Below are 13,411 nucleotides of genomic sequence, written 5' to 3'. Positions count from 1 at the left end.
ATGCTGAAAAAAATCCTGACCATATGGTTGCTCACCGTTTTTATTGGCCTGGTTGCCGTACAGGCCCAGGAAGTACGGGTAAGTGCTTCTATCAATCGAAATAAAATCCTGATAGGTGAACCTATTCTGTTGACACTTGATGTGGAAATACCGCAGGCAACCCGAATGGGATGGTTTAATCTGGATACCATTCCGCATTTTCAATTTATAAGCAGGAACAAGATTGACACGCAAAACAATGTTAGTACCGTTCTCTTCAAACAGGTAGTTTCCATCACGTCATTTGATTCCGGACAATGGGTTATTCCCCAAATGGGATTAACGGTCGGGAATAATCGCTATTTGACAGATTCCTTACGAGTAACAGTTGATTACAGTCCAATGGATCCCAATCAGCCCTATCACGATCTCAAAGACATAGTGGAAGTGCCTGCTATGGATACACTTTATATTAATTATATTCTTGCGGCTGTAACGCTGATTGCCATCGCCTTGCTAGTTTTTCTATTGTGGAAACGAAACAAAACAGAGGTTGAAAAGGAAAAACCATCCGGAATCCAGCTCTCCGCGCTGGAGCTGGCTTTGAAAGAATTAACGGAATTAAAAAAGGGCGGATTGCCGGCTGTAACTGAAGTGAAGCCTTATTTTATCCGCCTGAATGATATCACACGTACTTATTTTAAGAATCGACGACTGGTTACTTCACCGGATGCTACCAATGAACAGCTTGTTATGAAAGTTCAGTCAGATCTTTCAAGAGAACAATTATATCAGCTGGCGCAAACATTACGTTTAGCTGATGCGGTTAAATTTGCCCGTTATATTCCACCTGTGAATGAACAGGAAGATGCATTGGAAGTGATTCGAAAATCACTTTCAATTATAGATGAAGTTCATTATAAAACTCCGGGAGCGTGATTGCAAATTATTTCAATACAATAGATTTTGCCTGGCCCTGGGTGCTCTGGTTACTCCTGATCATCCCGGTTATGGGTTGGTGGTATTGGAAAAAAGGAAGAAGAAAAAAAGGCACCCTGCTTGTTTCCACTACAGCAGGATGGTCGGCCGGGTCCAAATCAATCAAAACCAGATTTCAACATCTCCCCTTCATACTTCGCCTCTTATCCATCGCCTGCATTATTCTGGCTATGGCCCGCCCGCAATCCCATTTCGATCAGGAGCAGGTACAGGGAGAAGGAGTGGATATCATTCTGACCCTTGATGTCAGTGGCTCAATGCTGGCGCAGGATTTTACTCCTAATCGGCTGGAAGCCGCCAAATCAGTTGCTATCGATTTTGTTGATAGTCGCAAAACCGATCGGGTGGGTATTGTGATTTTTTCCGGAGAGAGTTTTACCCTCGTTCCCTTAACAACTGATAAAAATGTATTGAAAGGACAAATTGATGGTATCCAAAGCGGATTGCTGGAAGATGGTACTGCCATCGGCTCCGGATTGGCTACCAGTGCCGACCGGCTTCGCCTGAGTAAATCCAAATCCAAAGTGGTGATTCTTTTAACGGATGGAGAAAATAATGGCGGACAAATACCACCTGTTACAGCTAAGGAAATAGCCAAGAGTCTGGGTATAAAAGTATATACCATTGGAGTTGGATCCGAAGGGTATGCTCCCATACCGGTTCAGGATGGATCCGGAAGAGTGGTTATGCAAAGAGAGAAAGTGAATATTGATGAAAAACTGTTAACCCAGATTGCCAATGAAACCGGCGGCAAATATTTTAGGGTTTCCGATAATGAAGGGTTAACAAATGTGTACAAGGAAATCGATGAGTTGGAAAAATCAACAATAGAAGTGACCTCCTTACGTCAGTATACTGACCGATTCCTTCCGCTTGCCCTGGCTGCCCTGCTTTTTTTAAGTCTGGAGTGGTTGTTGCGGTTGACACTATTCAGAAAATTTCCCTAAGAGCAAATCCAGTACTTTCGCAGTAATAGAATTCAAGTATGAAGGCAAGGGTCTATAAATCGACGGGTAGCTGGTATGCACTTAAAACAGAAGATGGACAATTAATCAACGGTCGCGTAAAAGGCGTGCTGAAGATTGATGGCATTACTTCTACGAATCCTATTGCAGTGGGCGACTGGGTCGATTTTGAAATGGAAAATGAGCTGGAGAAAACTGTGATGATTACGGCTATTCATGACCGGGATAATTATATAGCCCGTACATCTCCTCACAAAAAAGTAGCACATCATATTATTGCTTCCAACCTGGATCAGGCATTGATCTTTGCCACCTTGAAAGAACCCCGCACTTCACAGGGTTTCATCGATCGCTTTTTATGTACTGCAGAAGCCTATCATATTCCTGCCATCATCGTTTTTAATAAAGCAGATATTTATCGGGATAAAGAATTGGATAAGTATGCAGAGCTGGAAGAGATCTATGAATCGATCGGATACAAGGTTTTTCTGGTGAGTGTGAAAGAAAAATTAGGGCTCGATGAGCTCAAACTCCTTTTGCAGAATAAAACCACCCTGATCAGTGGTCATTCCGGTGTTGGAAAATCAACCTTTATCAATGCTGTTTTTCCGGAGATGGCACTCAGAACACAGGAAGTAAGTGAATGGAGTGGGAAGGGATTGCATACCACAACATTTGCCGAGATGTTTGATTTGCCTGGAGGCGGACAAATTATTGATACACCGGGAATCCGTGAATTAGGGATTGTTGGCATTTCCCGGCAGGAACTCTCTCATTATTTTCCAGAGATGCGAAACCTTCTATCCAATTGCCAGTTCAATAACTGTCTTCATATGAATGAACCTGGTTGCGCGGTTAAAGAAGCTGTCCAGGAAGGGAAAGTTCATATGGACAGGTATGTGAGCTATTGTACGATATTGGACTCAATTGAGGATAAAAATTATTAGGAGGCGAACAAGGTGAATGAGGTGAATGAGGTGAATAGTGAATATAACAAAGGACTACAGCACACCTGTAGTCCTTTGTTATATTCACTTGTTAATTCTACCTTCTGAATATTCACCATTCACCTCATTCACCTCATTCACCTCATTCACCTTATTCACTTCCTTCACCTCCTTCACTTTCCTTTCCCTATCCTATAAAACTTCCCACTATCACTCACTGCATACAGTGCACCGTCTTTTCCTTCGGCAACGGCTCTGAATCGATCTTTCTGATCGGCTGCAATGCGTTCTTCTCCCACTACTTTATTGTCTTTGATAACCAGACGGGCAATGTGCATGCCACTGAGTCCGCCAATAAAAAGATTGTTTTTCCATTCAGGAATGGCATCACTACTGTAGAATGTCATACCACTTGGAGAAAGAGTGGGATCCCAATAATATACAGGTTGTTCCATTCCTTCTTTTTGAGTAAGTGCTCCGGGCATGGCTTCTCCACTGTATTCAATACCGTAGGAAATAACCGGCCAGCCATAGTTTTTACCTGGTTGAATCAGGTTGAGCTCATCGCCACCACGTGGACCGAATTCTGCATCCCATAGATCTCCGGTAACCGGATGAATAGCCAGACTCTGAACATTTCTATGTCCGTAGGTATAGATTTCAGCACGGGCACCACTTTGGTTAACAAACGGATTGCCGGCTGCAGGCTGACCATCTGTATTGATGCGAACGATTTTCCCCAGACCTGAATTCAGGTCCTGTGCTTCCACCCGGGTTGATTTATCAGAACGTTCACCTGTGCTGACAAATAGATTACCGGCTTTATCAAAAAGTATTCTGCCACCATAATGGTTATTGCCTTTGTTATGCGCAGGTGTTGCCCGATAAATTACCACAGCATTTTCAATCCTGGTTTCATCATCTGATAACCTGCCTTTGGCAACTGCTGTGAGCGAACCGTTGTTTTCCTGTGGTTCTGCAAAAACCCAATATACCATACGGTTGCCGGCAAAGGAAGGGTCAAGTGTGATGCCAAGTAAGCCACCCTGTCCCTTGGCATTTACTGCCGGCAAGCCATTGATCGGCTCACTGAGTTTACCGTCAAGAGAAGCAATACGCAAATTACCTGCTTTTTCAGTGATTAGCCACCTGCCATCGGGCAACTCAGTTAATCCCCAGGGAGACTTCAAAGCGGTGTTAACCTGGGTAATTATATAGGGTGTGGTTGTTTTAACACTCCCGATGCGGGTTTGTCCGGCAAATGCAGGTTTGTACGTCGTATTGGCTGATTTGGTTTCAACCGGAGCGCCTGTTGTATCTGCAGCAGCCGGCTCCGGGGTGGTTCTGGATGCAGATGCATGGTTGGGCGTCTGCGAATTGCAGGCAGCCAATGTTAATACTGCTCCGGATAGAACACCAAGAAAGAGTTGATTCATAATGACATTTTTTATTGCGTGACCTTAGAGGTGTAAACTTACCAATTATTCCCTTTTAGGTCCTCAATAATTATCTGTCCGTTTAGGGGTATTTTATTCTGTCCGCAGGTTTTTAACCGGATCGGAGAGGGCTGCTTTAACAGACTCATATCCAACGGTGATCCAGGCAATCAGCAAGGCCGCCAAAGGTGCCAGCAGAAAAATGGTCCAGCTGATATTGATATGATAAGCAAATCCCTCCAGCCATTTATTGATGGCGAACCAGGCGAGCGGTAATGCAAGCAGACAGGCGATCAATATGAGCCGGGTGAATCTTCGGGAAAGCAGGTACAGTATATGCGCTACTGATGCGCCCAGCACTTTTCGAACGCCGATTTCCCTGGTTCTCTGCTGCGCCATAAAAGCAGATAATCCATATAATCCAAGGCAGGAAATAAAGATCCCCAATACTGCAAACAGGTTGAAGATATTGCCGATGCGTTGTTCTCCCTGATACAGGTTGGCCAAATCCTGATCCAGAAAATTAAAAGAGAATGGGAAATTTGGATTCAGTTGCTGATTAATGGTTTCCATCGCAGTTATTGTTTCCCGCGATTTACCCGGATCTGCCCGCACTATTACATGTCCGCCCCATTTGTTTAATTCCAGAATCAAAGGTTCAATGGTAGTATGAATCGGTTTGAAATTAAAATCATTTACTACTCCGATTATGGTACCTTTTTTTTCGTTTAATGCCAGTGATTTGCCAAGTGCATTTTCTTTATTCAATCCCATCACTTTCATGGCAGTTTCATTGATAACATAATTATTGGAGTCTGCTATAAAGTCGTGTGAAAAACTGCGCCCACTGAGTAATTGAATCTGAAATACATCAATGAAATTTTCACTCACTCTCAGAAAAGGAAAAATAGTCTGTGAGTTGGGATCCTTGCCTTCCCAATCCACATCATTGGTCCCTGCATCGATATTAACCGGTAATTCAGAGGTAATGGCATAATTGCTGGTCAACGGATTTTTATTCAACTCATATTTTAATAACTGCTGTTTGTTCCAGAGGTCTCCGGTCATCGACATGTAGAGGAGATTTGATTTCTCAAAACCCGGATTTCTTGTTTTAATGAATTGTAACTGTTTGTAGATAACTACGGTGCCAATCAATAATACGATTGATACGGCAAACTGAAGTACTACCAGACCATTGCGAAAAAACTGATTGCCCTCTCTAAACTTCATTGGACCTTTCAATACTTTAACAGGTTGGAATCCGGATAAGTAAAGCGCGGGATAACTACCTGCTAATAATCCAGTTGCAATGGATATTCCAATAAGCGTCAGTAGGAGTTGGGTATTGATTAATTCAAGCGAAAGTTGTGTGCCCGCCAGTTGGTTGAACAGGGGTAGAAAAGCATAGACCAGTGCAATTGCAATCAGCAAAGAAAGGAAAGAAATAACCAAAGATTCTCCCAGGAATTGCCCGATTAATTGTGTGCGGGATGCACCAACTACTTTTCGCAAACCAACTTCCTTCGCTTTTCTTGCAGACCTTGCAGTTGCCAGGTTCATAAAATTAATACAGGCAACAATGAGTATGATGATGGCAACAATGAAAAAAATCTTTACATAAATATTATTTCCATGACCGGGCAGATCAATCTGCAGATTGGAGTGTAAATGTATTTCAGTTAAAGGTTGCAGTTGGAAAGCAACTTTAAGCGTGCTTTCCGGGATATGTTTTTTATAAATAGACTGCATCTGATTCTCCAGTTTCCTTAACGATGCGCCTGTTTGCGTTGAATTTTTATCAAGCAACAAATAGCTGTAAAAATTGAAATTGCCCCAGATAGTATTCAGTTCACGTTTTGCTTCAGTTGACAGCGGTAATATAAAATCGAATTGCAGGTGTGAATTGTATGGTGTATTGGCAAGTATGCCGGTAACTGTAAGCGTAAGCTGGTTGTCTAGTAAAAGAGTTTTGCCTAATGCTTCTTGCGTACCAAAGTATTTGGACGCCATCGCTTCGGTAAGTAAGATGGCATTGGGCTGGTTCATAGCTGTTTGTTTATTTCCTTTCACAAGAGGGAAAGAAAATACTTCCAGGAAGGAAGAGTCTGCATAGAAGGCCCTTTTTTCTTCAAATTGCTGGTTGTCTTTTTTCAGCAGGAGTTTTACCGGCTTACTTAGTCGAACATAATTTTTAATGGCGGGCAATTCATCTTTTAGTCCCACAGGCATACCGGCCGGATTAACCGCCGCTTTGAACTCACTGGCTTCGGCAGTAATACGGTAGATTTCATCTGCATTACTATGAAAGCGATCATAACTCAATTCATTCTGAACCCATAACAGAATCAGGATGCTGGATGCCATACCGATGGCTAATCCGGCAATATTAATTCCCGAAAATGCTTTATGTTTTATAAGGTTTCTCCAGGCAATTTTCAGATAGTTTCTAATCATGGTTGGCCATTATAGCCAAATACGGTCTAAAAAAATGCCATCTTTTCATTCCCTTAAGAATGAAGGAGTTAGTTATAACAATAAAGGTTTTTTTGTACGATTTTGATACAATAATTGTCCGGTTTTGGGCCCTCCTAATCAGAAATCAGGGATTTGTTTACGGTGTTGATCAATAAGCGGGATTCCAGGAAACGGGCTACTTCAGCTACGGCTTTATTCTGAGGAGGAACCGCGTTCACTGTTTGTTGTGGATACAGGCTGATGCCGGTGTAGATATTATAGTGCAGACTAAGGGTCTGACCATGATAGCGAAAATCCCAGATCAGTGAGTCAAAATCATCGAGTTTGTTAATAAAGGAGATCCGGAGTTCTTCTGACAGCAGGTTAGCCACTTCGTAAAAGCGTTTTAATCCGCCATCTTCATCAATTACAGCTTCAGTAAAGCCATCATGGGTTTGGAGTACGGGGCACATATGATACGGTTTGAGGTTCCGGTTTTCGTCGGCTAGCCAGCCTTCACGGCTTAGGCCTTGAATTTCTTTGCCTTAGGAGTCTTTTCCCCGCTCAGGATTCGTTCAGCACCTACATTCTTTCCGTTGGACGGACAACCGGATTTTTTAGATGCACTGCAAGAGGCCAGTAACATAAATACGGCAACAGTCGCAAAAAAGGATGTAGAACGGATCAGTTTCATAAGGCTTTATGCTTATAACGGGTAGATAAAGCAATTATTATCCAACAATCAGGCCAGTTCGACGAATGGTTATACCTGATCTTTAAACCAGCCAGAATAGTGCAGGTAATTATTGGCAATCCGGTTGATTTCTCCATGAATCAGATCCTGGCTGATATCTTTCACTTTTTTAGCCGGAACTCCTGCATATATGCTGCCAGGTTCGCAAATGGTGCCTTCCAGCACCACCGCACCGGCTGCGATGATGGTATTACTGTTCACTACGGCATTATCCATTACGATGGCGCCCATGCCAATCAATACATTATCATGAAGGGTGCAGCCATGTACAATAGCGTTATGGCCGATGGACACATTATGTCCGATATGTACTTTGGTTTTCTGATAGGTAGCATGCAGAACTGCTCCGTCCTGAATATTCACCTTATTCCCAATCCGGATACTGTTCACATCACCTCTTATCACGGCATTAAACCAGATACTGCACTGATCGCCTGTAACAACATCTCCTACAATGGTAGCATTGGGAGCAATAAAACAATCTTCTCCAAACTGTGGATATACTCCGTTTACGTGTAAAATTGTTGGCACAATTTTAAAGTTAAAAGTGAAAAATAAAAAGTCAAATCCGAAGGTCGTAAATAAAAACTAAACCCGGAGTTCTTTCAATTTATCAGGTTAGTTACACTCCGAACCCCGATAGTACCAATTCAGTCTGTATAGTTATCAATTCGATTCATTTCAACCTGTGTCTTTTTAATTGCATAATAATTTGCGACCGCTTTGTAATACAAGGCTCTTTTATAACCTTATCATATTTTATCAAATGATGAAACATCTACTTGTTTTTATCACAATTATTAGCGCACTTATTTGTCCCGCAATTCTGAATGCTCAGGCGCCAACTAATCCAAGTACCAATCTTCAATTTTATTATATCGAAGGAAACCGGATGAGTATCGCGTTCAGGCCTGCGGTTACTGGTGGCGGTGAAAGGCGTGTAGTGATTGCACGAAAAGGAGCGGCTGTAACAAGTAAGCCGGTTAATGGACAAACCTATGTTGGTGATGATTTTGGCAAGGGCACTGCAATGGGAAATGGCGAGTTTGTTATATTGAATGGTCCGGGTACCAGTACCTATGTGAATGGTCTTGAACCTGGCACCACCTATCACTTTGCCGTGTTCGATTACAATGGCTATGGAGCTACATCACAATTCCTGACCAGTTCTTTTTTAGCCGGTTCACAGGCTACCGTTGGTGCGCCTGCCAAACAGGCAAGTATAACTGCCGATAATATTACCGGCACCACCGTTAAATTGAATATTGTAAAGGGAGATGGTGATATGCGGTTAATAGTAATGAAAGCCGGTGGGCCGGTGGATGCTGATCCGGTTAATTTTACCGGCTATTCATCCAGTACAACTTTTGGAAATGGCCAGGAAATTGGGAATGGAAATTTCGTGGTTGACCGGTTGTCCAACGGGTCCTTTGATTATACCAATATCAGCGGACTTTCCATGAATACAACCTATCATGTGGCGATTTATGAAGCCAACGGAACGAATGCACCTACCTTTTTGAAGCCTCCCGGCAGAACGAGTTTTGGCACTGTTATCAGACCAACCACGGCTTCTACGGTAGAAATAAATTACACAGATACTAAAGATCTTACCCCCAATATAGTGGTGAAAGGAAATGGTGAAAAAAAGCTGATTATTATGCAGGCAGGACAGGAGGTAACAGCTGTTCCTGTTGATGGAAAGGAATATATAGCCGGTGCAGATTTTGGTACCGGTACAGCAGTGGCACCCAATCAGTTTGTTGTATACAACGGTAATGGGAATAATGACGTGCGGGTGAATAACCTTATTCCCGGAACCCGCTATTTTGTAAAAGTATTTGATTATAACGGCAGCGGTGTTAATACCTCCTATCTGACAACGAGCAGCGGTAAGGATGACGCGGTTGTTTTAACGACCCCTACCATACAAACCAAAACTATCACACTCAGTGGACAGCAGGGCGGAAATATAAACCTGAACTGGACGAAAGGAAACGGGTTAAATCGACTGATTTTAGCGAAAGCCGGAGGCCCGGTTGATGCCAGTCCGGTTGATTTCCAGAATTATATAGCCAATGCAGCCTTCGGTAAAGGCGACCAAATCGGAACCGGTAATTATGTTGTTGGCCAGGTAAATGGATCATCGGCCCTGGTAACCGGATTAACGCCGGGAATAACCTACCATTTCGCGGTATTCGATTACAATGGAATCCGTAACCCAATGTATTTAAAAACAACCGTTCCTGTAATTCAATATACTCCTGATGCACGACCTTCCACTGCATCCTCAAGTTTACGAGTCATCACTACAGGAGTCGATTTCCTGAAGCTTGCCGTAGATGGTGGGAATGGAAGCCGCCGCATATTGGTGGCTAGAAAAGCAGGTGATGTTAGCGGACTGCCGGTTGATCATAAAGATTATAATGAAAATGCCACTTTTGGTTTAGGAGAGCAGGTGAATGTCGGCGATTTTGTGGTATATGATAATGATCAGCGCAACTTTACAATTACCGGACTGGAAGCCAATACCAATTATCATTTCAGGGTGTATGAATACAACAAAATTGGAACAAATCTTTACTACCTTACCACAGCATTTGCATCCGGAATTTTTAAAACTGCTGCTTATCCTACTGAAGCTGCCAAACAATTAACTTTTTCGAATATCACCGCCAATTCAGTAAAAGCCAGTTTCACAAGAGGAACCGGTCAAAGAGTGTTGGTGGTTGTAAAACAAACAGGGATTGCAGATGCTCAACCAATAAACTATTCGAGTTATGGCCCTAATCCATATTTTGGTCTTGGTGCCCAGGTTGCAACGGGAAATTTTTCCGTTTTATATGATGCTAAAAATGAAATTACAGTAAGCGGACTTACTTCCGGCGTTAGTTATGATTTTACTGTTTATGAAACCAATATTCCTTCTGCTGGTCCGGTTTACCTGAAACCCGGATTAAAAGGAACCGTAAAAACTATTGCCAACAGCCAGACAATTACTTTTACTGACATCCCGGATAAGATTTACGGCGATCCTGCTTTTATTCTCTCAGCCAAAGCCAGTTCCGGTTTACCGGTAACGTTAACCAGCAGCAATAATGCTATAGTAGCCATTACAGGAACCAGAGCAACTATAAAAGGTACAGGAACTGTGTCCATCACAGCCACGCAACCCGGTCAGGGAAATTATGGTGCCGCTACTCCTGTAACCATCACGTTCAATGTAGCAAAAGCTCCCCTGCAGATCAAAGCCGATGATAAACGCAAATTATTGAATGCGGATAACCCGCCACTTACCATAACCTATAAAGGATTTGTGTATGGTGAAACAGCAGCGGTTTTACAAACGCCGCCAATAATTTCGACTACCGCAACTAAAACATCACCGGTGGGCAATTATCCGATTTCAATATCTGGAGCAGGTGCAAAAAATTATACCATCACCTATATACCCGGAACACTGGTCATTGAAACTGTTGTTGCTAAAAAACAGGTTATCAATTTTCCACCTATAGCAGATAAGGTTTATGGAGATCCGGCCTTTGATCCCAATGCCACTGCAAGTTCCGGTTTACCTGTAAGTTATACCATCAGCAATACGGCAATCGTGAAAATGGTAAGTGGTAAGCTAAATATAGTTGGAACCGGCACAGTTACCGTTACTGCCTCTCAGGCAGGTAATGCCACCTGGGCTCCGGCTGATCCGGTAAGCAGAACCTTTACTGTAAGAAAAGCCAGCCTGGAGATCACCGCTATAAATAAAACCAGAAAACAGGGAGAAGAAAATCCCACACTGACTTTCAACGTAACTGGATTTGTATATGGAGAAACCAGCTCGGTTTTGAATCCGAAACCTATACTGAGCACAACAGCAGTTAAATCTTCACCGGCAGGCAACTATCCTATTTCGATCACGGGAGGAGAAGCTGCCAACTACACTATTAAACGGGTTCCGGGTATATTAACGGTTGAGCCGCTGAAACAATCACAGTCCATCAATTTTACGGCCATTGCTGAAAAAACCTATGGAGATGCAGATTTCGCAGCATGGGCAACAGCCAGTTCCGGATTAGCGGTCAGTTATAGTGATTATAATCCGGAAGTTATCTTAATCAATAATGGAACGATTCAGATAGTTGGAGCGGGAACCACTACTATAAAGGCATCACAAAATGGAAATGCAACATATCTGGCAGCACCATCAGTGACTATAACACTGATCGTGAAAAAAGCAGTACTTACCATTAAAGCTGATAATCAGGTCAAAGAAATGAAAACGGATAATCCCGTGCTAACGGTAAGTTATTCCGGGTTCGTGAAAAACGAAACAGCAACGGTTCTAACCCAGGCTCCTGTAATCAAGACTACAGCACAGAAAGAATCATTTCCGGGTTTATATCCCATTACTGTTTCAGGTGCAAGTGCTGCTAATTATACCATCAGCTACCTGCCAGGAACTCTTTCAGTTATCGGTACACAATCAAAGATCTTTTGCAGCAGTTTGAATACGCTAGATGTTCATGTGTACAGCGAATCCCCAAAAAATCTTACGATTCAGGTGTATGGAATAAGTGGGATAAAATTAATTGAACAACCGGTACAGGTTGCTATAGGATTAAATCAATACCAGTTTAATGTAAGCAGTTTCGCAACGGGTATCTATGTGGTTCGCCTGGTTGGAAACCAATTCAGGTATTCAGAAAAAATCAGAATCAAGTAAAAATTTGTTACATGTTAAGACACTATAAACCAGTTTTAATAACTGCTTTTCTTATTGGAGCAGCCTTTATTGGAAAAACGCAAACGGCTGTTAATACGAATTCGAATGCAGTATCCTTTTTGAAAATTTCAACTGATCCCAGAGCTGGTGGAATGGGTGATGCGGCACTGGCAACTTCTCCTGATGTATATAGCGCGCGTTGGAATATGGCAAAACTGGGATTTGCGGATGCATCCTCAGGAATTGCCTTAAGTTATACACCCTGGATGCGGGATCTGACTGATAATATGTACATGGCCGGATTAACCGGTTACCATCAATTGAACGAGCAACACAGCCTTAGCTTTTCTCTTCGATATTTTAATATGGGAGATGTTGGTCTTACTGATTTCAATGGCAACAAACTGGCCTCCGTTAATCCATATGAATGGTCGGCTGATCTGGGATATGCTTTGAAGTTGTCTGATAAAATCGGACTGGGTCTTGGTTTCCGGTATATTCAATCCAATTTGGGTATAGGCAGTGTTAATGAAACGCAGTACAAAGCAGGAAATGCTTTTGCAGGTGATATTTCCGTTTATTTTAATGGGTTACGGGAGGAAGGTTCAGGGTTTACTGCCGGTATGGCAATAAGCAATCTGGGAACCCGGATTGGCTATCAGAATAATGCGCCCGGGAAAGAATATCTGCCAGCTAATTTTGGGCTGGGAGCGGCCTATAATTTTCAATTGGAAGAAGATTTAGCCCTGGCCTTTACCACCGATCTCAATAAATCACTGGTTGCAGGAATGGAGCCCGGTGAGGATCCTGAAATTTATTATGAAAAAACGGTTCTTGAAAACCTGGGTGAATCGCTGAATGGTGATGGCTGGAGGGCATCGTTTGGCACGGAATTAAATTTCCGCAAACAGTTTTCCCTGCGTGCAGGGTATCGCATGGGTAGTGAATCTGATGGCGGAGCAAATCATATTACTGCCGGATTTGGGATGAAATACAAGACTACCCGATTTGATTTTTCTTACTGGGCTCCAAATGGAAAAGGCACCGGAAAAAGTCCGCTTTCAAATACCATCAGTGTGGGAATCGGATTTACATTTAACGAGTAAAAATACCCACTATACGCTGTGTTAATACTGCCTTGTTCAACCCGAACA

Annotated in this window: 10 protein-coding genes; 5 read left to right on the top strand and 5 right to left on the bottom strand. The window is 42.7% G+C overall.

Features of this window, described 5'->3' with window-relative positions:
• Genes B2746_RS01750 through rsgA form a run of 3 tightly spaced genes read left to right on the top strand, consistent with a single transcriptional unit; the run spans position 1 to position 2,890 of the window.
• Positions 1-918, top strand: coding sequence for a hypothetical protein (locus B2746_RS01750; protein WP_290790305.1), 918 nt, complete (start codon positions 1-3; stop codon positions 916-918).
• Positions 915-1,925: a vWA domain-containing protein gene (locus B2746_RS01745; RefSeq protein ID WP_290790302.1), complete on the top strand. Its 1,011-nt coding sequence runs from the start codon at positions 915-917 to the stop codon at positions 1,923-1,925. The genes B2746_RS01750 and B2746_RS01745 overlap by 4 nt, the downstream gene beginning before the upstream one ends.
• 38 nt (positions 1,926-1,963) lie before the next feature.
• Positions 1,964-2,890, top strand: coding sequence for a ribosome small subunit-dependent GTPase A (gene rsgA, locus B2746_RS01740; RefSeq protein ID WP_290790299.1), 927 nt, complete (start codon positions 1,964-1,966; stop codon positions 2,888-2,890).
• Positions 2,891-3,063: 173 nt separating this feature from the next.
• On the opposite strand, the gene B2746_RS01735 is transcribed toward rsgA, so the two are convergent.
• From B2746_RS01735 to B2746_RS01715, 5 genes are all read right to left on the bottom strand, one after another.
• Positions 3,064-4,326: a PQQ-dependent sugar dehydrogenase gene (locus B2746_RS01735; protein ID WP_290790296.1), complete on the bottom strand. Its 1,263-nt coding sequence runs from the start codon at positions 4,324-4,326 to the stop codon at positions 3,064-3,066.
• 93 nt (positions 4,327-4,419) lie between these two features.
• The gene (locus tag B2746_RS01730) at positions 4,420-6,783 is read right to left on the bottom strand and encodes an ABC transporter permease (RefSeq protein WP_290790293.1); all 2,364 of its coding nucleotides are present in this window, start codon (positions 6,781-6,783) and stop codon (positions 4,420-4,422) included.
• Positions 6,784-6,917: 134 nt separating this feature from the next.
• Positions 6,918-7,256 (bottom strand): hypothetical protein, encoded by a 339-nt coding sequence (locus B2746_RS01725; RefSeq protein ID WP_290790291.1) that lies wholly within the window; start codon positions 7,254-7,256, stop codon positions 6,918-6,920.
• A gap of 50 nt (positions 7,257-7,306) precedes the next feature.
• The gene (locus tag B2746_RS01720) at positions 7,307-7,477 is read right to left on the bottom strand and encodes a hypothetical protein (RefSeq protein ID WP_290790288.1); all 171 of its coding nucleotides are present in this window, start codon (positions 7,475-7,477) and stop codon (positions 7,307-7,309) included.
• Positions 7,478-7,546: 69 nt separating this feature from the next.
• Positions 7,547-8,068 (bottom strand): gamma carbonic anhydrase family protein, encoded by a 522-nt coding sequence (locus B2746_RS01715; protein ID WP_290790285.1) that lies wholly within the window; start codon positions 8,066-8,068, stop codon positions 7,547-7,549.
• Positions 8,069-8,303: 235 nt separating this feature from the next.
• Here B2746_RS01715 and B2746_RS01710 point away from each other — a divergent pair, with 235 nt between their 5' ends.
• Together B2746_RS01710 and porV are read left to right on the top strand one after the other, a co-directional pair.
• A complete protein-coding gene (locus B2746_RS01710) occupies positions 8,304-12,257 on the top strand; it encodes an MBG domain-containing protein (RefSeq protein ID WP_290790282.1) in 3,954 nt (1,317 codons plus the stop codon).
• An 11-nt stretch (positions 12,258-12,268) separates the two neighbouring features.
• Entirely contained in the window at positions 12,269-13,363 is a 1,095-nt protein-coding gene (gene porV / locus B2746_RS01705) for a type IX secretion system outer membrane channel protein PorV (RefSeq protein WP_290790279.1), read from the top strand.
• Positions 13,364-13,411: the final 48 nt, after the last annotated feature.

The organism is Flavihumibacter sp. UBA7668 (assembly GCF_002483205.1).
GTDB lineage: Bacteria > Bacteroidota > Bacteroidia > Chitinophagales > Chitinophagaceae > Flavihumibacter.
This window is presented reverse-complemented; position numbering and strand designations above follow the sequence as displayed.

Excerpts from the sequence above, each read along its gene's own strand:
- B2746_RS01750 (WP_290790305.1), top strand. The coding sequence starts at position 1 with ATGCTGAAAAAAATCCTGACCATATGGTTGCTCACCGTTTTTATTGGC.
- rsgA (WP_290790299.1), top strand. The coding sequence starts at position 1,964 with ATGAAGGCAAGGGTCTATAAATCGACGGGTAGCTGGTATGCACTTAAA.
- B2746_RS01735 (WP_290790296.1), bottom strand. The coding sequence starts at position 4,326 with ATGAATCAACTCTTTCTTGGTGTTCTATCCGGAGCAGTATTAACATTG.
- B2746_RS01730 (WP_290790293.1), bottom strand. The coding sequence starts at position 6,783 with ATGATTAGAAACTATCTGAAAATTGCCTGGAGAAACCTTATAAAACAT.
- B2746_RS01725 (WP_290790291.1), bottom strand. The coding sequence starts at position 7,256 with ATGTGCCCCGTACTCCAAACCCATGATGGCTTTACTGAAGCTGTAATT.
- B2746_RS01720 (WP_290790288.1), bottom strand. The coding sequence starts at position 7,477 with ATGAAACTGATCCGTTCTACATCCTTTTTTGCGACTGTTGCCGTATTT.
- B2746_RS01710 (WP_290790282.1), top strand. The coding sequence starts at position 8,304 with ATGATGAAACATCTACTTGTTTTTATCACAATTATTAGCGCACTTATT.
- porV (WP_290790279.1), top strand. The coding sequence starts at position 12,269 with ATGTTAAGACACTATAAACCAGTTTTAATAACTGCTTTTCTTATTGGA.